The sequence below is a fragment of the Methanobacterium sp. SMA-27 genome (assembly GCF_000744455.1).
In the GTDB taxonomy this organism is placed as follows: Archaea; Methanobacteriota; Methanobacteria; order Methanobacteriales; family Methanobacteriaceae; genus Methanobacterium_B.
In genome coordinates, this window is sequence record NZ_JQLY01000001.1 from 1,565,613 (window position 1) to 1,586,290 (window position 20,678).

Below are 20,678 nucleotides of genomic sequence, written 5' to 3' on the forward strand. Positions count from 1 at the left end.
AATAACTTTTCTTTTACCTCAGTTTTTTGTTACAGAATATCTTGAAGTAATATATCCTCCTTCTTCATTTCTTTTTACGTCCAAAATTATACCATTCTGCTCTTCAACTAATCTACATATTTCTTCTTCTTTTATCACATACATTTCCACTACATTATCTTTAAAAAAGTTTATAATTGACGTAAATGATTTTTTAACAAAATTTGTTTTTAATTTATTAATACCTAAAGCTTTACTCGGCAAATAAAATATTGAAATACCACCCGGTTCCAATATCCTTAAAAATTCTTTTATATATTTTTTGGAATATTTTGGTTCCATATGTAATAAAGTAATATTTGAATAAACAAAATCCATAGAGTTATTTTCAAATAGTTCTAGATTATCTTTTTCATTAAGAACAAATTCACATTTATCTTCCGGAAATAATTCATTGGCTAACTTTATCATCGTAGGAGAGATATCAATACCATAAACTTTATCAAAAAAATTTGTCAACGGCTGAGTTAATCTACCTACTCCACATCCAAAATCAACTGCTTTTTTAGTTGAAATTTGTTTATTTAAAGTTTCTAAATACATCATAAGGTCATTAATTTCATTAATACCTGTTTTAAAAAAATTTTCTAAGTCCCAATTTTTTTCGCTTGTTATAATAGCCCCTAATGGATTATCCTGAGCCAATCCTTCCCAATTTTTTTGAACATCTTTTAAATTAATAAATACACCCCCACCCATCTCGCAGATTTTAATAATAAATCCACTATAGAACGCAACTATAATAAAAATTAATTCTATAAATCACAGCTCCATATAGATCTAGTAATATATAAGTGATCTAGTAATATTAAATTTAGGGTCTTAAATTTTTTATGTTTCGGAAAGCTTTTGGAGTGCTGTTTTGGTGGTGTAGCCTGTTGTTGTGATGAGTCCTGCTAAAAATACAGTTAGTATGGTGGTTCTTTTGGCTGATTCTGGTGTATATTTGTGTAATTTTTTTAAGCTTAGTCCTGATTTGCATAATTTGAAAAAGTCTTCAATTTTTCCACGGATTGGTTTATATTTTTTCCAATTGTTTATTTTTTTGAGTAATTGCTTTTTTAGCTGCTTTTTCAGCCAAATCAAAGGAGGAATTTATAATTTATCCGTGAATAAGGTAATAAGTTTGTTTTTTCACTATAATCACTGGTTTACATTATACGGAAGGATTCGCAACAATTGACGATTACAGTTACTCTGGAAAGAAATATAAATTTGAACTAAGGGGTAGAGTAGATCAATCCAGATATTTATTTATAAATTAACTCGTACCACAAATAAGTGCCAAAAGATCCTATGCAAATCAGGTTAGTTCTGAAAGAACTTTCCGTGCTAACATAAATTTAATCTTGGATCAATGCAATTTTAGGAGTTGTTACATCAGAGCCGGCCAGAATAAATATTGCTTGCTTAAAAATGTAAATAGAAGAGATATCATGCGAAATTTAAACCTTTTTAATTTCTGCAGGGATTCCTACAGCAATACAATCGGAAGGAATATCATTTAATACAACAGCATTAGCCCCAATCCAAACATTATTCCCTATATTCAAATGACCTAATATTTTTGAACCCGTGCCGATTATAACATTATTTCCAATAGTAGGATATCTTCCATAAACTTTCTTCAATCCAATGACTACACCCATGTTTATAGATGCATTGTTCCCTATTTTACCCCCCCCAATTACAATACATTGTGGGTGAGGGATAAACAAACCAGAACCTATTTTTGTAGTTGCAGATATTTCAATAGGATTGAATAAGATGTTAAAAATATTAAAGAAGCGATATAAAATAGTGTGTTTTAAATGTAATATATGAGAAATCCTATAACAAAAAACAGCCCTAAATCCCCCTGAAACAACAAAAAAATATAGAGTATACTGAATTAAAACTAGTTTATTTGTTGTTAATACATTTATTCGACGTAAATCGCTGATTATGAGGTCAGTAACTTTCATGATTTTATATTTTAGTTTAGTTATATAATTGATTTTCTATTACTTTGTGTTTGTATTTTTTTGTATTTTTAGTTATTTTGTCATGTTTTTTTCTATTATTGCCTTTTTTTCTTTTTATGACTTTTACGTGGCCGGAGTGGAATATGTTTTTGATTACTGCATATGGACTTTCACCGTGCTATTTTACGTGTTATGCGTTTTTCGCATTTTTTATCTTATATTGAGCTTTTGGTCGCTGTTGTGCTTCATGGTGACGTTATGGCCTTTGCAGGTTGCTCCGAAGTATCCTCGGTCTTGGTATACAATTTCTCCAGGTTGGTAAAGGTCTATTTGACTATCATGAACTGAAACTGTGGTGGTTTCTAATTCTCTTATCAAACTGTGTTCCTGGTCCGTTTTCGTGTGTAATTTGTTGCCTTAGTGGGATTTTCCTCTTTTTTGGTCCAGGTGCCGTCTTTGTTTAGCCTGGTTTTTGCCTCTGAATTCACGTAGGTTCATAAACCTTTTGGTGGGTTGATCAGCTGTTATGAATGTGGCATCTTGTATAACGCCTTCTTTAATCTTTAATCCTTTGGAATCAATTAGTCTTTCAGTTTTTCTATATCTCTTGGTCTTTATCGTTTCTTTAATTGCGCTATAAGCTTTAACCGTGGAACGGTCTGGGATTATTTCAGGGAATCCTAAAAACTTGTGAAACGAAATATGAACTTTAGCTTGTCTTTCAAGCTCAGGATCCGATAATCCATACCACGATTGTAAAACCAACATCTTCATCATGACTATCTCATCATTATTCGGCCTGCCACCACGCTCTGTATGATTATCATACATTTCCCTAATAATTGGCCTGAAAACTTCCCAATCAATAAGAGGATCAATCTCAGCCAACTTATGACCAAATTGGTTCACACGAGCATACTTAATATTCATGAAATACTTCTCAAACGACTTCATAAAACTTCTATGACATTAAATTATTGCATTTAACAGTTAAACCAACATAAACAAATAAAATAACCCCAAAAAAATAAAAATAAAAAAAATTAAAAGTTTATTAGAAATTCTCTATTTTTTTAAAAAACAAAGTGTTTAAATCTATTATATCACAAAGATATTTTAATGAATGCAACACAAAAGCTTACGAAAAATATAGGTTCTCTTTTCACTTCACAATCTTTAAGCTACTTAATAAGTTTAATATATACAATTTATTTGGTCAGATATTTAGGTGTTGTAAATTATGGTATATTGTCTTTCGCATTAGCATTGACAAGTATACTCGGAATTTTTGCAGATTTCGGGTTAAACACTCTTATGACAAGAGAATTAGCTATAGAAAAGTCTTTGACCAATAAATATCTTAATAACATATTCTCAATCAAATTGTTAGAGGTTTCAATACTATTGATTTTAATCATTTTAATTGTACAAATAGTGGGTTATCCACAACAAACAGTATTTGTTCTTTACATTATGATGATATTTTTAATATTTAATACTTTTTCGACCTTTTTTTCATCACTATTTCAAGCTTATGAAAAACTTGAATATCAATCCATTGCTACTGTTTTAAATAGTTTATTGATGTTAGTAGGAATTTTAATTCTTATACACTATAATAATAATCTTATAACATTTACGCTTCTATATGCTATAATTGGGGGAGTAATATTAATTTATTATTTGTTCGTATCAACAACAAAATTTGAATTTCCACTGCCAAAAATAGAAATCGATTGGAATTTTTGGAAACCAACAATTAAAACAGCTGCTCAATTTGGCTTAATCGGAGTTTTTGTAACAATTTATGTATGGATAGATTCAGTAATGTTATCATTCATGCAAGGTAATCAAGCTGTAGGGTTATACAATGCAGCATATAGAATTGTACTACTTTTATTATTCATTCCAACTGTAATAAATGCTGCAATTTTCCCAGTAATGTCTAGGTTGTATGGTTCATCAAGTAATTCCTTGTCAAAAATAGTAGAAAAATATTTCAAATTCATGATCTTGATTGGCATCCCTATTGGTGTGGCAATAACTCTTTTATCAAGTCAGATAATTATTATGATCTTTGGAAATGCATTCTTAGAATCTACACCCGCTCTTCAAATACTTGTATGGGCTACTGTTTTTACGTTTGGAAATGCAGCCTTTGTCCAACTATTCCAGTCTACTGATAAACAGATACTCTTGACAAAAATAACTTTTATAGGGATGATCATAAACATTACACTTAATGTGATTCTAATTCCAAAATTTAGTTACATCGCAGCAAGTTTTAATACATTGATAACTGAATTTATCATTCTAGCATTGGTATTAATCCTAGCTAAACGATTAGGATATATCAAAAATGGAAAAGGACTAATAAAAGATTCAATTATAATAACGATCAGTTCTTTGATAATGGGAATATTTATTTGGGAATTTAAAGATTATAATCTATTAATATTAATATTAACATCAGCATTTATATATCTAATAATTTTATTTGCTTTAAAAGGAATAAATAATGATGATATTAATATAATTAGGAATATGAGGAATTAAAAATGGTTTCTTTTGAAATTACAAATATTTATAAAAGATTGAAAAATATCCTACTATCTAAAAGTAAAAACCCTAATATAATAATTGGTGAATTTACTTATGGAAATCCTATAATACATATTTGGACAGATAAATATAGAGTCGAAATTGGAAAATTCTGTTCATTTTCAAAAAATATTACGATTATAGTTGACGGTAATCATCAGACAGACTGGATAAGTACATATCCATTCGGAAGATGTATTGATAATATAAATCAAAATCCCGAACATCCCTCAGGTAAAGGGGATATTATTATTGGAAATGATGTATGGATAGGATTGAATGCTCTTATTTTACCTGGAGTAAAAATAGGAGATGGCGCAGTTATAGGGGCAAATTCAGTTGTAACAAAACCTGTAGACGATTATGAAATTGTTGCCGGAAATCCAGCAAGACACATTAAATATCGTTTCGATCAAAAACAGATAGATTTATTAAAAAAAATCAAATGGTGGGATTGGCCAATTGAAAAAATTAAAATTAATGTAGATATCCTAGAATCTCCTAATATCGAAGAATTTATTGAAAAATTTAGTTTATAGAGTTAATAAATAAAAAACTAATTTAAAATTATATAATTAAGTAAACGAAATCAATGCTAATTCATGATTTTAAATTCTATTACAAAATTTATCAATTAGATCGATTTGCATATGTTATGATTTCACCCTCAAAACATGTCTTGATTCTATAACCTAAATCTGTTAATAGTTCTTCTAATTGATTATAGGTTTGAACACCTTTAACTAAATGATAAGATGCAATTGACAGATTTATGTCATTGTTTTTTAAGGTGTGTTTTGAACCTTTAATTGCTTCAACTTCTGAACCTTCAATATCTAATTTAATAAAATTAATCTTTAATTTATATTTCTTAAGAATAGCATCTAAACTTACGACTTCTACTGCTATTTTTGAATCAATATTTTCATCCATAATAAATGTAGATCCGAAATTTCCTACACTAATGAATTCCAATATTGTATTATTACTCCACAAGCCTTTATTTATAGGAATTATATTATTAATATCATTTAAAGTAATATTATTAATAAGTTTTTTGTAACTTTTAGGGTCAGGTTCAAATGCAATTACAGTTCCATGTTTACCTACGAGTTTAGAAGCTATTAAAGCAAAAATTCCAGTGTAAGCTCCCCCATCAACAATATTATCCCCTTTTTTAAGTTTATAATATTTTAAATAAATAGGGATTGGAGTACCAATAATATCATAATAAGGATTATAATCAAATTTAAAAATCATATTATCAAAATTAACAATAAATTTTTTTTCATATCTAATTTTAAAATCGCATATAGATTCATCTTTTATTTTACGCTTGCCCCAACTGCTATTATAGTATTGGCACAATAATTTATATCTTAGAAATTTTGGAAATAATTCCACAATCTTGCCTATTAATCGTTCCATCATATTAACTCCCATCATTATGTGTAAGATTATATAACCAAATTAATCGTTTGTTTTTATACGAAAATTAAAGTTTAAAATAGTTTTATACTTTAATATAAGTTAATTATCTTTCTGTACTTAAAGTTTATAAAAATTATTATTTATAATAATAATTATACAATCTAAATCTATACAAGATCTATCCATTTTATATTAAATAAAGTTAAATGATTAGAAATCAGTTTATATATAACAAACGAATATTAAAAACCTATAAATTATTGATTTTTAGTTTAGTTGAATCAAATTAAGAGGACTAAATTTTAATTGATAAATATTAAAAAAATGAATTTAAATTATGAATTTTAAAAGGAGTAAAATTGATGCCTAAAGTTTCAATAATAATACTTAATTGGAATGGTTGGGAAGACACCATAGAATGTCTGGAATCTCTTTATCAGATTGATTATCCCAAGTTTGATGTTATAGTTTTAGATAATGCATCTTCTGATGGATCGATAGGAAAAATTAGAAAATATTGTGAGGGTAAATTAAAAGTTAAATCCGTTTTTTTTAAATATTGCATAAATAATAAACCTATAAAAATATTCGAACTTACTAACAAATCATTAACCAATAAAATAATTCCTATTGAATTATTGGATTTACCTTCAAATAAAAAATTAATTTTGATTAGAAACGATAGTAATTATGGTTTCGCGAAAGGAAATAATATTGGAATTCAATATGCTCTGAACTGTTTAAAATCGGATTACATATTACTTCTGAATAATGATACTGTAGTTAATAAAGATTTTTTAAATAATATGATAAATGTTGGCGAACAGGATAAAAAAATTGGTATTATAGGCCCTATAATTAATTATTACGAAAATAAAGATATTATATGGTTTGCAGGAGGTAAAATGAACTGGTTTAAATATCCATTTTATCATCATATAGGAATAAATGATAAAGAAAAGAATTTTTATAGTGGACTAAATTATTGTGATTGGATTACAGGAGCAGCAATTTTGATAAAAACAAATATTAAGGACATAAAATTAAATAATCGTTTTTTCTTTGGCTGTGAAGATGTAGATCTTAGTCTAAGGGTTAAAAATAATGGATACAAAATAGTTTGTGTTTTAGATTCCAAAATATGGCATAAAATTGGTAGTTCAAGAAAAAAAAGTTCAAATAAAAAGATAGTTTGGATATTCAGAAATTTAAAAACAAATTTAGAATTAATGAGAATATATAAGAAAGTATATTTAATGTTATTACCAATTTACATATTTCAAATACTATTAAAACCTTTAGAAAATTTTTGTATAAATATATTCCGGATATTATTTAGAAGTAGCCTTTAACAGTACCACTATCATAAATTTCATTATAATGTGAATCTAAAAATCTATTTACATCATAATTAACTTTATATACGCTTCCAGAGAAAATTGAGGGATTATTAATTATATTTTCTCTTATTACTTTTAAATAGTTATCATCTGTGAAATTTTTACCAACAATTTCCTCATCGACATCATTAATACCATAAATATTGTGAAGATAATCTTGAAAAACACTTGTTCCATAAATTCCATCAGTCGATATTTTACCATTATAACTTTCATTAAAAAATTCTGCAGCATCCATCTCAGAATTCGTATAACCATAAGTTACACCAGTATTCTGGGTTAAAGAAAACCCATCGACATTTGCTAAAGTGTTCGTGACCATGAAAAAAGTTAATAATAGGAAGATAATAGAAGATAGAATAATTTTCGTTTTTGAATAATTTTTTAACCAGTTTAGTATAATAAAAATTGCAACAGCTACGGGAATGGACAATAAAATCTCAGAAAAATAAATCCACCGTTCTTGGAGTATTCCTAACCCAATAACTAAAGAAAAATAAGAAATAAAGAATACTCCTAAGCCAATAAATGCATAAGTAAATGATTTTTCATCCCAATTTCTTTTTGAAATCATGAAAAAACTACCCAAGATAGCTAAAAATGAAAAAATCATATAATTTATATTTTCAACAATTTTAGAGATTAATGGAAGATTTTTTGAATATTCCAATATTACATTAGGAGCAGTTATAAAATTATCTATATTGAAACCCCAAGCAAATAACTCTTTAAAAGTATGGATAGTTCCATTCGCTGCAAATGCCCACCAAGATAACATGAATACTGTGAAAAAAATGAATAATGTTAATGAAATATGTAAATTATATTTTAATATTTGTTTTTTATTGATATATTTGTAAAAATTGGATGAGATAAATCCTATTAAAAGTATAATTAACATGGCTAATGCGGAAATAGAATGGGCCATAATTATCACCGCAAACATCAAAAAGATTAATACTGTTTTTTCAACTTTTATACTCGATTTAAATAATAAATAGATTATTATGGGGACAAATATGAAAGCAAATGAGGATGGAATGATCCAAATTGAATCTAAAATAAAATAACTAGATGTTACCATAATTAATGCAGCAAGAAGACCAATTTTGTAATTTAAGATTTTTTTAGATATTAAAAAAATGAATAATGTATTAAGAATCAAAATAGGGATACTACAAAATAAAATAGCTGAAAATTTATAGTTTAATGAACTCAAAATAATTGTTATAGCTACACCTAAATGAAAAATTGGTAAATTAGTATATGAAGTGCCAGTAATTATATGTCCATTTAGTATAGATTGTAAAGTAATAAACTGGTGATACCATGGATCTAATCCTATAACTCCTTGAAACAATAATAACTGTGATAAATCAATGTTAATTCCAATTATTATTATCTGAGATAATATAGCAATAGTATTACGATTAGTATTATTACTTAATAATATTTTAAAGAAAACACTCATAATCATTAACGTAATGAAAATAAAATAACTGAAAGGTCTAACATAAATTTCATCAAAACTATAAACTGATAAAATGCTTAATGTTAATCCTAAAAAAAATATTATGTCTAAAAGTACCAGGTAATTATTATTCTCTTTTAATTTAAAATTTAATGAACCCTTTTTCCTACTAAAGATCCAAGCTAAACATGCTAAAATAGGGAATATTGCCGAAATTTTATAAACCGGATTTTTAACTATTATCAAAAGTATAATTAATAAAATAATTCCCAAAATGGCCAGAAGCCAGTCAATATCAATTTTTCTAAGATTAATAGACATCATGACCCTCTAAAATTTTTTCCCATTTACTTTTAGTATTATCAAAACTAAATTCATTTTTTACAATACTTCTATTAATTTTAATCATTTCATCTATTTTGGTAGAATTTAAGGCACTAATTACAGTATTAACAATATTTTTAGTAGAATTATCTGGTATAATAAACCCATTTTTTCCATCTTGAATGAAATCTGGTACTGCACCCACTGGCGTAGTTATTATAGTAGTTCCACAAGCCATTGCTTCCAAAATTATATTAGGAAGTCCTTCAGTAAAAGAAGGTACAACAATTAATTTCAATTCATTTAAAATTTTGGGTATATCTTCGTGAGATATCCAATCAAAAAGTATTACTTTATCATTTAAATTTTCATTATTTAAAAAACATATTATTTCGTTTTTTAATTTCCCATTACCAACTATCCAAAATTTTAAATCTTTATTTATATTTAATAGTTCAGGGATTGATTTTATAAAGTTTAAAATACCTTTTTCGTAACTCAAACGTCCAATATAACCTATGAGATTCTCTTTATTTTTTACATGTTTTTCTATCTTAAATTCATCAAAGTTTAAAAAATGTTCACGTGCTATTTCAATTTTATCTTCATATTTTACCAAATTCCAATCCTTGATTAATGTTGGCGAATAAACTAGTATCTTATCTGCTAATTTACAATTGATATCAGATAAAATCTTTCCAAATTTATAAAGTTTATTTCCGGAAGACTGTTCAATTTTAGTTGAAGAACTAGCAAATAACAAAAATACTTCTTTCCTAAATAATTTTGCTAATAACATAGGAAATACTAATGTATCGCCGCCAATAAAAAATATCCATTTATCTACATTTTTAGTAATTTTAAATAGCATGCATGTTATCTTTATTTGAGTTATAATATATTCTAAAATTATCAAAAACGAATTTTTGTGCTTTTTATGATTTATTTGATAACTAAAAATTCTTTTATCATCTTTAAAATAATAATAGCCTGAATCACCAGTTATCAGATACATATTTTCTGAAAATTGATTTATTATTTCTATAAGACTAGATAAAGGTATTGTACCTGCTTGTTCAATTGGGAAAGTTAATATTCCCAAATTCATTTTTTTCATATTTATCACTCAAAAAGAAATTTGTAAAAATGTTATACTTAAAATTTTTATTATATTAAATCACAATTTTTTGGTAAATTTTTTAAAATATTCTATATTTTTTTTTCATTTATTATAAAAGCTAAGTTTCACTATTTTTCAATAGTTCTTTCTTGGAATTAACTAAACATCCTCTAGATATGTTTTTTCAATATCATTACTTATACTTTGCCAATTAAACTTAGTTTTAACAATATTCCTCCCATTTTGGCCAAATTTATTTCTTAAATCCTCATCAGAAAGAACTTTACATATAACATTTGATAATTTGATTTTTTGTAAATTCACTAACTGCAATTATTTTGTCTACACTTGTAATAGCTCTTTTCTCTATTAAATGTGTAAAAAAACTATTTTCTCCACTTATGTCAAATATTGTAGAAGTTAAAGTGAGATTATTATGTTTTGTGGCATCTGTTGTAATATGGTGTACAGTGAGTACTTGTGGAATATCTAATATTTTTTTATTCCTGAACCAATATGAAATTCCATTAAAATGTACTAAATCAAATTTATTCTTTAAATATTCTTTCCTCAAAACTTTAGGCAATTTCAACCAAAACTGCAATGCTTTTAGAGGGTTTTATTATTTATATTTACTGGAATTATTTTTAAATTTTTATTTTTATTTCCAGTTTCGTAGATATTAGGAGTAAAAACTGTGACTTCAATACCTAACTCTGCTAAGTTTTCAGTTATATTTTTAGCATAGATCCCTGCACCACCCATTATAAAAGGGGGATATTCATAAGTTACGAATGCAATTTTCATAAACTTTTTCGACCTCACTTGCAATTTTTTCCCAGTTTAAATTATTTATAATATATTTTTTTCCATTTTCGATTAATTTTGATTGTTTATCAAGATTTTTGAATATGTAACTAACTACATCAATTAACCCTTGAGTATCACCATATTCTACAAGGTTTCCACAATTTACTTTTTCTACCAATTCGCCACAACCATCATTTTTAGTGACAACTACAGATGTATCACACAAAATTGCTTCAAACGGCACCAAACCAAATATTTCGTGTATTGCAGGATAAACCAAAACGTCTGCGTCTGTATAGGCTTCCCATTTTTCTTCATCGTACAATGGTCCAGTTATTATAACTTTCCCTTCTTTAATTAATGTTTTTGATTGATTTTCTATTGTTTTTAGAAAGCCATCATCAGGACCCACAATAACCAATTTTACATGGCTTAAATTATCTGAAATATCAGGAAAAGCATTTAATAAGATATCTATACCTTTCCTTTTATGAATTCGTCCTAAATAAAGTATTATTTTTTCATTTTCATTAATTGAATATTTTTGTCGGAATTTTCCTTTTTCGGGGATTTGATCTAGGATAGATAAATTAATTCCATTAGGTATAATATCAATCTTTTCTTCATTTACTCCCATCTTTTTATATTGTTCTAATTCTGTATTAGTCAATGCAATTACTTTAGATGCATTTTTTAGGATATTATATCCCCATAATCTATCAAAAAATTTTTTTAAATTCGTTTTTTGGAATATGGGCATTACTGAGCCGTGTGCTTGGATAATATAAGGTATATTAGATTTTTTTGCATAATAGCATATAATAACTGCTAAAATCGTTCTGTGTTCATGGATGTGTATTATATCATAATTTTTAATTTCTTTCCTTGCTATTATAGGTAAGTAAAAAGGATTTGCTATTTGAAATTTGGATTTTATTTTCTTAGAAATATTTTTAAAATAATAAACTTTTAGCCCTTCAATATTTTTTGCATGTTTATTGTTTGGAGTTACTTCAATGCATCCATCAGTAGTATATACAGTAACTTCATGACCCATTGCAACTAGTTCTTTTGAGACTTCATAAACTACTCTCGCAACACCTCCTGAAGCGAAACATGGATAAAAAGATTGACTAACTTGTAATATTTTCATCATTTATCACCAATAATTTTTTTCATAACCCAAAGTTCTAGAGGAAATAATTTGGTTGAAAACTTTCTTAAATAAGGTTTTGAAGATAGATTAGTATTAAAATAAACAAAAAAACCTTTCATATAATTTTTAAATCCAGGTTTTAATAATTCTGTATTGTATTTTGGTATTTCTTTATTTAGAAGCCGTCTGATCAAGAATCTTCCGTTAATATCTTTTTTCTTTGATTCCATCATGGCCCCTGATTTTTTAACTTTTTGCGGGCTGATAATTTCTAAATTAATATATGTCTCTTCAACTGAGTCTAAAAGAAGTTTATTAGCATTTTCAGTTCTGCAAACAATTAATGTTTTTCCTTTTTTTTCTTTTTGAGTTATTTCAGGTAGCCATGGATCTCCAAATGATATATCAGATAGTTCTGCAGTTAAATCGCAGCAAAAAAGACATCTGCAAAGAGAATTTATCCATAAAATATGTTGAGACATAGCTTCTTGAAAGGGTAAGTTAAATATATTCCCATTCTTTAGTTCAATTACCATTTTTCCAGGCCACCCCTCACCCCTATAATCAATTTTAAGTACATCACTTTCTGCAATATCTAATTTATTGATTAAAGAGTAAGTTTGCCAAAATGTATCAGTATGCGAGCAAAATAGACCTAAATGCAAAACTATTTTATTTTTAAGGGATTTATTAAGTATTTCAGCTTTTCTTATACCATGGATATGGCAGGGTAAACCAACTACGGCAATTTTTAAATTTTCTGATTTCAGAATTTCCGTTATCAATTTATTTAATGGTACTGGACAATATTTTGATTTAGCTGCTTCTATAATTTCTTCTTTATTCTTTGCAATAAATGGTTCTGGTTCAAAAGGGTTATCTTTCTTCATTCGAGTAACTAGAGCTCCGTCAATAATACCTTTTTCTAAGGCATATATAAGTATTGATGTTATTACTCCTCCAGATGAAGAGTTATATCTTACATCTTCGTCTACGGAATTACCTAAATAACAATTAGAATATACTCCAATTCTTAAATCTTCAGGTTCTTTATTAAAAAAATATTTGTTTAACGATTTAAAATCTACAGAATAACCCGGACACACTAAAAAACAAGTATTACAATTATCACATTTTTTTCTATTTATAATAGGTTTATATTCCCTTCTATCATTATCTAAAATCAATCTTATGGCATTTTTGGGACATATACCTTCACATGTACCGCAATTACAACAAAGATCATTGTCAATTACATCTTGAATATTTTTAATCATTATTACACCTACTTAAATTAGTAGATATAATAACTTCGTTTATTAACTTACCATTTAGCAAAACTTGCTTTTTTACAAATTTTTCTCTTATTTTTAAATTTTCACTAATTTCATTCCTGATATCCAATATTTCAGTGACTTTAGATTTGAGAAGTAAAAAAAACTTGTCATAATTAAAATTATCGTCAATATCAAGGAGAAAATCTTCTTGTTGCATCATTTCCCCTAAAATTCCATGAAATTTATTATAACTGTAGGATACAATGCCTATGCTTGGAACAGCAAGGGAAGTTGAAGCCACTAAAGCATGGAACCTTGAACAAATAAACAGATCACATGCACTTATGATACCTTTTGTTTCTGGTGCACTGAATTCAAAGGGAAATGATATAATATTCTCGGATTGATTAACTTGATTACTTATTTTTTCTATTAGATATACATCTTGATAGGTATTGGTTAAGTAAATTATTTTATAATTAAGTACATCAATAATATAATTACTCAATTCAGAGAGTAATTTTATGTAATCTTCTTCAGTAAAATTAGAATTAACCATAGCAGCCGGCGTTATTCCTACAAATGAATCATTGATATCAATATCTAATTTTTTTAAAATATCATGAATTATACTTTCTTCAGGGGCATCCATAAGAAATGCCAAATCTGCAGTCAAAACTTGTTTAGTCTTATTAACTCCTAATTTAGGCATATAATCCAAACTAAATCTTTCTCTAAATGTGATTAAATCAACTTTATTAAGATAAATTCGAGCTAATATGCTAAGAAATTTACCATAAGAGCCTATTGTAGCAGAACACACAATTATTGGTTTTTTAACTGATAAAATATTTTTTATTCCAAGTAATACAAATAGTACGCCTGTAAAATTTATTATACTGAATTTATCTACTAATTTTTCAGGTTCAATAAAATTTAAATCTACAAAAGCATCGTATTCACTAAATCTTTGTGTTCTAATTTTGTTATTAATATTAAACCTTATTGAATTAATAAAAAAATATACACCCGTAATTATGAATGAATTTTTTTCATTAAACCAAAGATGATCCTCAAAATTAACTTCAGAATATTCATTTTTTAATCTAATAAATTCAGGATCCTCTTTATCAAAGTAACGATGAAAAACAGTGATTTCACATCCAGGAATAGTATCATTTAAACAATTTACCATTCCTTCTAATCTTCCCATACTACCTTTATTTGCAGAGGAATTTGTATCAAGTATCGCTATCTTAACCATCCTAATTCTCCAAAATAAGAATTAATTTAAATTTTATTAATAATATCCTCAAATTCATTTGTAATTTCGTTCCAGTCACACTTTTCAGCAAATTTACGAGCTTTTTTACCTTCAGCCTTGACATCAATCTCAATGACCTTCGATACCACATCTTCAGGTAGATCGACGTAAGAAATACCATTATTCTCACCAAACTCCATAATAATTCCTGGAAGTTTGGTTGTTATTACAGGTTTGCTCATGGCCATGTATTCATATATTTTTATAGGTACTATATCTTGCATAATCTCCTCATTTGGGTATGCTGGTAAAATGCAAATATCGGAAACTGCAATATATTCTGGTATTTCATTGTAATCCTTACGACCCACCAATAAAACTTTATCCTCTAAATTATGTTCTTTAACAATATTTTGAAGATCATCATATACATCTCCATCTCCTACAATTAACAACTTAACATTTTTATATTTACCTTTTGCTAACTCCAAAGCAACTTCTTTAAGCCCAGCAAAATGATATAAAAATCCCATAAAAAATAAAATCGTATCTCCATCCTTGATCCCATATTCTTGACGAATTCGAGACCCATCTAATGCCGGATCGAATTTATCCAAATCTATACCCGCCCCTATTACCATAGTATTTTTAGCACCTAAATTTCGTACAAATTCTTCCAGTTTATGGTTAATGGTGATGACTTGGGTTGAATTCTTGATTGTTGTCCTTTCCATGTACTCACCGAGAGCCTGAAAACTCTTTTCAGGTATTAATCTGTGTAGAACATCTATCCAATAGTATATGAAAGGTATCTTTTCTTTTCGGGCTATTCTGGCTGCAATGTAAGAGTTGATTATCCCAAAGCCCAGTAAAACATCTGGTTTGAATTCTTTTATCTGGCGTTTTATCTCCTTTCTGTGGGAAAATATAATAGATGGATAAACTAATAATGGTATTTTTAAAATGCTCGGCCTTATAACCTTCACGTTGGCTAACTGATGTATCTTATGGTATCCTTCCACCACTTCTCTCTTCTTGTAGTGGCCTTCCTCTTCCTTCCAGTCAATTGGGTAATCTATAACCCTTATTTCATGTCCCCTCATTGATAATCGTTCCATGAGGTGATGTTGCTGGTGAGGGTTCCTTTTAATCCAGTCAGATTCTTGAACAACTAGTAATCTCATTTTTTTGTTCCTTTAATTATACTCACATTACCAAATAAAGCATTAAATAACTTAAATTTCATGAAGATATTAATATATCTTGAAATCAACTTAATCATATTCAATGTTAAATTATTATCACCATAATAAGGTGGAAAAAAGAAATATTGAATTTTCATATTCATACCCCTTTCATTAAATATGTTTTTTACTCTGTTTTCATCCAAGCGATTTGGTTCAATTCCGCACCATTCTTCTTTAAACAAACCGAGTAAATTTAAAAACTTAGTTAATTTAGCATCCATAATATCAACAAATATTACTTCTTTAGAAACTCGGCATATTTCAGATATACTTTTATTATGGTTTGGGAAGTGATGTAAGGCTAAATAGATGTAACATATGTCAAAACTTTTGTCATTGTGCTTTAAATTTTCCGCATCCCCTAATTCAAGTTCTAAATTATTCAATTTATGTTCTTTTATTCTAATTTTTGCAGATTCCAACTGTCCTGGTGCAATATCAACCAATAATAGTTTTTTAACACCATTTTTTATTAAAAATTCTGCTTCGTTACCATTACCCCCACCAACATTAATTACACGCTTCCCCTTTAAATCCAGATTTTTAATACTCTTTTTTAGTAAAAAATCATTCCATTCATTATTATACTTATCAGCAATTGATTGGGACTTAACATCAAAACAGGAAGGTCCTTTCCACATTTCTGATTCAATTTTTTTTATTTGATCTGAATCCATTTTAGTTGATTTCATAATATTAAAACTCCGCACTCTCTTGGATGTTTTCCCAGTTTTCCACGAACCAGCTATGTGTCATTTTAAGACCGTCTTCAAAACCTGTTTTAGGTTTGTATCCTAATATATCATGAGCTTTATCAATTGATGATAATAAACAAGTTTTAGCATCCCAATCTCGTCTTTCAGTATATTTAATCCCTGATTTATTCCTAGTTAGTCTATTTATTATCTCTGCCATATCCCCTACTCGATGATCATTGGCGGAGCCAAGGTTTATAGCTTCCCCAATAGCTTCTTCAACTACACCCATTGCTAGAAGTCCATCGACTATATCTTCAACATAGGTCCAGTCCCTGGTTTCTGTGCCGTTTCCTGTTATGGGTAAAGCCTGACCATTCATTGACCAGTAGAAGAAGTTTGGAATTACGTTACGATATTTTCCTGGAATTTCACCAGATCCAAAGACATTGAAAAATCGGGCGTTTACAATGGGTAGGTCGTATAAATTGTGGAAATAATTGGTGTAAAGCTCCCCTAAAAGTTTTGTAACCTGGTAAGGAGTGTGTAAATTAATGGAAATATCATGTTCTTTAAATGGCATTTTAGACCCTAATCCGTAAACCCCGCAGCCTGATGAAGAATAAACAAATCTTTCAATTCCAACGAGCTGTGCATACTGTAGTACTTTTAATATTCCAATACCGTTAACCATTAAATCCTTCTCAGGATTGTCAACAGAGTTCTGGTTGGCAAAGTGTGCTGCCAAATGGAAAACATAATCAGGTTTTTCCTTAAACACCCTTTTCAGGTCTTCATCGTTAAGTATATCACCCTTCACAAATTGAATGTTTTCTGATTTAGGTATGTTCCATTCATAGGCGGATGATAAGTTGTCAAGGATTATAACCTTCTCAACATCCAGTTCAGAAAGTTTTTTGCATAAGTTACTTCCAACGCACCCTGCCCCACCAGTAACAAGTATTTTTTTTCCTTGATATTCAGTGTAATTCATTTATTCACCAACCCTGTAGTACCATTTCATCCATTCAACTGTTTTTTTAATTCCTTCTTCAGGAGTCACCTTGGGGTCGTGTTTTAAATCTTTTATAGATTTAGAAAAGTCAATAGTTTTAACATGTGTTGTAAATGGTTCTGCTTCTTCATATGTGACAATTGAATCATCAACTCCAACAGCATCTAAAATGATATCTGAATACTCTTTAATTTCCCTTTCCCATTCTTGTTTTCCGCCAACGTTATAAGCTTCCCCTGGTTTGAAGTTGTCAAGAATGTTTGCAAATGTTTTGGTAGTATCCCCTACGTAATCTATGATTCTTTTATGTCCTTTATAAACTGTGTAAGGTTTCCCAAAAAGAGCATGATAAATAAATAATGGTATAAAACCCCGGTAGGGAGTGAAATGTTCCTCTGGACCGTAACAGTTTACAGGCCTAACTCTTACGGTTTCGGTGTCATACATTTTTGCAGAGTTCATGCACATGAGTTCCCCTGCCCATTTACTTACTGCGTAGTCGTTCATCTGGTAGGTGTCTTTGATTGGATTATTTTCCATAACATCTTCACTCATTACACCATTGTAGTCCCCGTAAACTTCCGCTGATGAAAAAAAGATCATCTTAAAACCTAGTTTCTCTTGAAGACGTAACATATGTTTTGTTCCGATTACGTTAGTCTGCCAAAGGTTTTCATAATGTGCTTCACCGTTCCAGCGACCGTATTCTGCTGCTAGATGGTACACATAATCAAAGTTGTAGTTTTCAAACACTTTTTCAAGTTGTCTATAATTTTTGACATCTGCCCGTAGGTAGTTATCAAGATCAGAGTTAAGCAAATCAATGGACATAACTTCGTGCCCTCTTTTGTTTAATTCATTTACAAGGTTAGTACCTATGAATCCTGCACCACCAGTTACTAAAATTCTTTTTGTGTCCATCCTTAATCTCCTGATTAGATTTAACCTTAATTCTAGAGACTCATTTTATTACCGTAAAATTAATCGCCTCTAAATCTACTAATTCATAATTCTAATTACAGTATATATATGATTATGGATTCAAAAATTAGTCCTAATTCTAATAATCATTCGAATGTAATCAAACATTACTCTACTCGATTTTTTGTTGATTTTAAAATTCTTTAATAATTTGTTAAAACTTGGATAAACCTGTAAAAATAGGAAAATGGTGGAAAAAATGATTTCAATGACGATTTATCCCATTCCTCGTTGGTGGGTAAAAACATGATTTTTAAAAAATCTTTGATACGATGAGATCTTTTTTCACGGATATTGAAACGGATATCTGCCATTTGAAATAGACTATCATAATTCGGCATAAAAATTCTTTTTTTTACTTTAAAAGTTAAATATTGGATAGTTGTTGATTCTAAATGTTGATGAATAGTATTAGGAAGATTTAAATCTAAAAGATCCACAGCTAAACAGAGGTTTACTAATATTAATCGCTTAATTCCCAATTTATCAGCCTTTTCAAAGATGTATTCCCAATTGATCTCATAAGATTGAATCAGTTCAGATACATCACATATCCATGATAAACGATCCCAATAATGTCCTGAAGCATGGATACATAATATTAGTAACATGTTCTCAGGTGAAAGTGATGAAATTTCTTTATTGCTAATCTTAACTATTTCAACATTTTCTGGATCTCCCAAAAACAGGGGATCATTAGATAAAGAGAATGAAACTCCTTGAAACTGCCAATGTACTTCCAGGCTAATATTAGTTTCGGGATTCTTAAATTTGTATTCTCGTTGTGACTTAATAAATCTCTTTTCTTTGAATCCTTTAAGTTCGAATTGGGGATTGTACCCATATGAAATAAGTATTTCCTTTACCTTCAACACATCATTTTTGTCAACAAAAATATCAAGATCATCGAACTGCCTTAAAGCAAGGTTTTTATAAGCATAAATAGCCAGTAATGGGCCTTTATAGGGGATTACATTCAAGCCATGTTTTTCAAATAAATTCACTAATTTGAGTAGTTCTCCTAACATTAAAAGGTTTTTTTTAACATTTCTATTAAAACTCTCTTTAAAACATTTTAAAACATTTTCAGGGACTTCTTCCTTAAATTCTTTCAAATTCCAATATAATAATGGAGTTAATTTATGTTGAAAAGCTCTTTGAATTAGATAATCCCAATCTAAATCACTATGGAATAATTTAATTAATTTGGATTTAATTTCAGGATTTAATTGAGTTCGAGCGCATAGAATGAGTAGTTTATCTTCATTTGTTATTTTGATATTCTGATCCAAATTATTGCCCATTATAATCCACTCCAAAAAATTATTTGATATAACTAGATTATTATGAAACACTTATTATCTAGTTAGTTCTTTGATAGATTAGTAAAGAAAATTTTAAATTATTTCTCAATATTTATAAATGGTGAATTGTAATGTTTAAAAAATATTTCCTAGTGATTTTAATCTTATCATTGATTATTGTGGGAATATCTGGTTGTACAACAAAAACAGCAACTAACGGCACATTCGGAGAAAAAACAGTTTCAATCAATTCAATATTAATATCAAATAATACTACTGCAGATACTTACAATGATACGGATAATGGAAATGAATATTATTATATCGATGGTTATTTAGTAAATAACAATTCTAATGATGCTTTTAATGTAAAAGTCAATGCAACTGCATATGATGCAAATGGTAATGTGGTTGCAACGAATGACAGTGTATATTTAGATCCGACTGCAATACCTGCTAAAGGAGTTTCTGAATTTTACGTTGAGTTTCCAGACACTAATAATAATATAGTGAGATATGATGTAAAAATTGTTGATGCAACGGGAACTCTTTAATAAATGGGTTTTAATGAGATATTTC

At 28.3% G+C, this 20,678-nt stretch carries 21 protein-coding genes and 1 pseudogene; 4 read left to right on the top strand and 18 right to left on the bottom strand.

The annotated features are described in order from the left end of the window. Positions 1 to 18 precede the first annotated feature (18 nt). The 5 genes and pseudogenes from DL91_RS07740 to DL91_RS07755 form a co-directional block, all read right to left on the bottom strand. Positions 19 to 738, bottom strand: coding sequence for a methyltransferase domain-containing protein (locus tag DL91_RS07740; RefSeq protein ID WP_052374306.1), 720 nt, complete (start codon positions 736 to 738; stop codon positions 19 to 21). 132 nt (positions 739 to 870) lie between these two features. After that, a pseudogene (locus DL91_RS07745) lies at positions 871 to 1,116 on the bottom strand (IS5/IS1182 family transposase); the annotation flags it as partial. A 368-nt stretch (positions 1,117 to 1,484) separates the two neighbouring features. Next, positions 1,485 to 1,757 carry a serine O-acetyltransferase gene (locus DL91_RS14240; RefSeq protein WP_231551433.1) on the bottom strand — a complete coding sequence of 91 codons (273 nt, stop codon included), beginning with the start codon at positions 1,755 to 1,757 and terminating at the stop codon, positions 1,485 to 1,487. A 456-nt stretch (positions 1,758 to 2,213) separates the two neighbouring features. Then, entirely contained in the window at positions 2,214 to 2,381 is a 168-nt protein-coding gene (locus DL91_RS13630; RefSeq protein WP_156096055.1) for a hypothetical protein, read from the bottom strand. A 39-nt stretch (positions 2,382 to 2,420) separates the two neighbouring features. Continuing rightward, positions 2,421 to 2,957 carry a transposase gene (locus DL91_RS07755; RefSeq protein ID WP_081882640.1) on the bottom strand — a complete coding sequence of 179 codons (537 nt, stop codon included), beginning with the start codon at positions 2,955 to 2,957 and terminating at the stop codon, positions 2,421 to 2,423. Positions 2,958 to 3,122: 165 nt separating this feature from the next. Between DL91_RS07755 and DL91_RS07760 the strand changes: the two genes are divergently transcribed. Then, positions 3,123 to 4,559 carry a flippase gene (locus DL91_RS07760; protein WP_048190960.1) on the top strand — a complete coding sequence of 479 codons (1,437 nt, stop codon included), beginning with the start codon at positions 3,123 to 3,125 and terminating at the stop codon, positions 4,557 to 4,559. Positions 4,560 to 4,561: 2 nt separating this feature from the next. Then, complete coding sequence (locus DL91_RS07765; RefSeq protein ID WP_081882641.1) at positions 4,562 to 5,143, top strand: CatB-related O-acetyltransferase; 582 nt, start codon at positions 4,562 to 4,564, stop codon at positions 5,141 to 5,143. A 91-nt stretch (positions 5,144 to 5,234) separates the two neighbouring features. On the opposite strand, the gene DL91_RS07770 is transcribed toward DL91_RS07765, so the two are convergent. Next, positions 5,235 to 6,008 carry an FkbM family methyltransferase gene (locus DL91_RS07770; protein ID WP_197050625.1) on the bottom strand — a complete coding sequence of 258 codons (774 nt, stop codon included), beginning with the start codon at positions 6,006 to 6,008 and terminating at the stop codon, positions 5,235 to 5,237. 389 nt (positions 6,009 to 6,397) lie between these two features. On the opposite strand from DL91_RS07770, the gene DL91_RS07775 reads away from it, so the two are divergent. Beyond that, positions 6,398 to 7,387: a glycosyltransferase family 2 protein gene (locus tag DL91_RS07775; RefSeq protein ID WP_048190961.1), complete on the top strand. Its 990-nt coding sequence runs from the start codon at positions 6,398 to 6,400 to the stop codon at positions 7,385 to 7,387. On the opposite strand, the gene DL91_RS07780 is transcribed toward DL91_RS07775, so the two are convergent. The 12 genes from DL91_RS07780 to DL91_RS12930 all read right to left on the bottom strand — a co-directional run bounded on the left by DL91_RS07780 (position 7,371) and on the right by DL91_RS12930 (position 20,099). Then, the gene (locus DL91_RS07780; protein ID WP_048190962.1) at positions 7,371 to 9,227 is read right to left on the bottom strand and encodes a hypothetical protein; all 1,857 of its coding nucleotides are present in this window, start codon (positions 9,225 to 9,227) and stop codon (positions 7,371 to 7,373) included. The genes DL91_RS07775 and DL91_RS07780 overlap by 17 nt on opposite strands. Next, positions 9,217 to 10,347, bottom strand: a complete 1,131-nt coding sequence (locus DL91_RS07785) for a glycosyltransferase family 4 protein (RefSeq protein ID WP_048190963.1) — start codon at positions 10,345 to 10,347, stop codon at positions 9,217 to 9,219. Before DL91_RS07785 ends, DL91_RS07780 begins: the two co-directional genes overlap by 11 nt. Positions 10,348 to 10,633: 286 nt before the next feature. Further along, entirely contained in the window at positions 10,634 to 10,942 is a 309-nt protein-coding gene (locus DL91_RS07790) for a glycosyltransferase family 4 protein (RefSeq protein ID WP_197050626.1), read from the bottom strand. 17 nt (positions 10,943 to 10,959) lie between these two features. Then, positions 10,960 to 11,157, bottom strand: a complete 198-nt coding sequence (locus DL91_RS07795) for a glycogen/starch synthase (protein WP_048190965.1) — start codon at positions 11,155 to 11,157, stop codon at positions 10,960 to 10,962. Beyond that, entirely contained in the window at positions 11,132 to 12,313 is a 1,182-nt protein-coding gene (locus DL91_RS07800) for a glycosyltransferase (RefSeq protein WP_048190966.1), read from the bottom strand. The genes DL91_RS07795 and DL91_RS07800 overlap by 26 nt, the downstream gene beginning before the upstream one ends. After that, the gene (locus DL91_RS07805) at positions 12,313 to 13,593 is read right to left on the bottom strand and encodes a Coenzyme F420 hydrogenase/dehydrogenase, beta subunit C-terminal domain (RefSeq protein WP_052374312.1); all 1,281 of its coding nucleotides are present in this window, start codon (positions 13,591 to 13,593) and stop codon (positions 12,313 to 12,315) included. The genes DL91_RS07800 and DL91_RS07805 overlap by 1 nt, the downstream gene beginning before the upstream one ends. Continuing rightward, positions 13,586 to 14,857 (bottom strand): polysaccharide pyruvyl transferase family protein, encoded by a 1,272-nt coding sequence (locus tag DL91_RS07810; protein ID WP_048190967.1) that lies wholly within the window; start codon positions 14,855 to 14,857, stop codon positions 13,586 to 13,588. The genes DL91_RS07805 and DL91_RS07810 overlap by 8 nt, the downstream gene beginning before the upstream one ends. Positions 14,858 to 14,883: 26 nt before the next feature. Beyond that, positions 14,884 to 16,041, bottom strand: coding sequence for a glycosyltransferase (locus DL91_RS07815; protein ID WP_048190968.1), 1,158 nt, complete (start codon positions 16,039 to 16,041; stop codon positions 14,884 to 14,886). Beyond that, entirely contained in the window at positions 16,038 to 16,796 is a 759-nt protein-coding gene (locus DL91_RS07820; RefSeq protein ID WP_048190969.1) for a class I SAM-dependent methyltransferase, read from the bottom strand. Before DL91_RS07820 ends, DL91_RS07815 begins: the two co-directional genes overlap by 4 nt. Positions 16,797 to 16,800: 4 nt before the next feature. Continuing rightward, complete coding sequence (locus DL91_RS07825) at positions 16,801 to 17,793, bottom strand: NAD-dependent epimerase/dehydratase family protein (RefSeq protein ID WP_048190970.1); 993 nt, start codon at positions 17,791 to 17,793, stop codon at positions 16,801 to 16,803. Next, entirely contained in the window at positions 17,794 to 18,735 is a 942-nt protein-coding gene (locus DL91_RS07830) for an NAD(P)-dependent oxidoreductase (protein ID WP_048190971.1), read from the bottom strand. A 203-nt stretch (positions 18,736 to 18,938) separates the two neighbouring features. Next, positions 18,939 to 20,099: a nucleotidyltransferase family protein gene (locus DL91_RS12930; RefSeq protein ID WP_052374314.1), complete on the bottom strand. Its 1,161-nt coding sequence runs from the start codon at positions 20,097 to 20,099 to the stop codon at positions 18,939 to 18,941. Positions 20,100 to 20,230: 131 nt separating this feature from the next. On the opposite strand from DL91_RS12930, the gene DL91_RS07840 reads away from it, so the two are divergent. After that, entirely contained in the window at positions 20,231 to 20,653 is a 423-nt protein-coding gene (locus tag DL91_RS07840) for an FxLYD domain-containing protein (protein WP_048190972.1), read from the top strand. Positions 20,654 to 20,678: the final 25 nt, after the last annotated feature.

What these genes read in the sequence shown, in the direction of transcription:
- DL91_RS07780 (WP_048190962.1), bottom strand. Translation starts at nt 9,227, where the DNA reads ATGTCTATTAATCTTAGAAAAATTGATATTGACTGGCTTCTGGCCATT.
- DL91_RS07815 (WP_048190968.1), bottom strand. Translation starts at nt 16,041, where the DNA reads ATGAGATTACTAGTTGTTCAAGAATCTGACTGGATTAAAAGGAACCCT.
- DL91_RS12930 (WP_052374314.1), bottom strand. Translation starts at nt 20,099, where the DNA reads ATGGGCAATAATTTGGATCAGAATATCAAAATAACAAATGAAGATAAA.
- DL91_RS07785 (WP_048190963.1), bottom strand. Translation starts at nt 10,347, where the DNA reads ATGAAAAAAATGAATTTGGGAATATTAACTTTCCCAATTGAACAAGCA.
- DL91_RS07825 (WP_048190970.1), bottom strand. Translation starts at nt 17,793, where the DNA reads ATGAATTACACTGAATATCAAGGAAAAAAAATACTTGTTACTGGTGGG.
- DL91_RS07760 (WP_048190960.1), top strand. Translation starts at nt 3,123, where the DNA reads ATGAATGCAACACAAAAGCTTACGAAAAATATAGGTTCTCTTTTCACT.
- DL91_RS07795 (WP_048190965.1), bottom strand. Translation starts at nt 11,157, where the DNA reads ATGAAAATTGCATTCGTAACTTATGAATATCCCCCTTTTATAATGGGT.
- DL91_RS07765 (WP_081882641.1), top strand. Translation starts at nt 4,562, where the DNA reads ATGGTTTCTTTTGAAATTACAAATATTTATAAAAGATTGAAAAATATC.
- DL91_RS07830 (WP_048190971.1), bottom strand. Translation starts at nt 18,735, where the DNA reads ATGGACACAAAAAGAATTTTAGTAACTGGTGGTGCAGGATTCATAGGT.
- DL91_RS07800 (WP_048190966.1), bottom strand. Translation starts at nt 12,313, where the DNA reads ATGAAAATATTACAAGTTAGTCAATCTTTTTATCCATGTTTCGCTTCA.
- DL91_RS07775 (WP_048190961.1), top strand. Translation starts at nt 6,398, where the DNA reads ATGCCTAAAGTTTCAATAATAATACTTAATTGGAATGGTTGGGAAGAC.
- DL91_RS07820 (WP_048190969.1), bottom strand. Translation starts at nt 16,796, where the DNA reads ATGAAATCAACTAAAATGGATTCAGATCAAATAAAAAAAATTGAATCA.
- DL91_RS07805 (WP_052374312.1), bottom strand. Translation starts at nt 13,593, where the DNA reads ATGATTAAAAATATTCAAGATGTAATTGACAATGATCTTTGTTGTAAT.
- DL91_RS07740 (WP_052374306.1), bottom strand. Translation starts at nt 738, where the DNA reads ATGGGTGGGGGTGTATTTATTAATTTAAAAGATGTTCAAAAAAATTGG.
- DL91_RS07810 (WP_048190967.1), bottom strand. Translation starts at nt 14,857, where the DNA reads ATGGTTAAGATAGCGATACTTGATACAAATTCCTCTGCAAATAAAGGT.
- DL91_RS07840 (WP_048190972.1), top strand. Translation starts at nt 20,231, where the DNA reads ATGTTTAAAAAATATTTCCTAGTGATTTTAATCTTATCATTGATTATT.
- DL91_RS07755 (WP_081882640.1), bottom strand. Translation starts at nt 2,957, where the DNA reads ATGAAGTCGTTTGAGAAGTATTTCATGAATATTAAGTATGCTCGTGTG.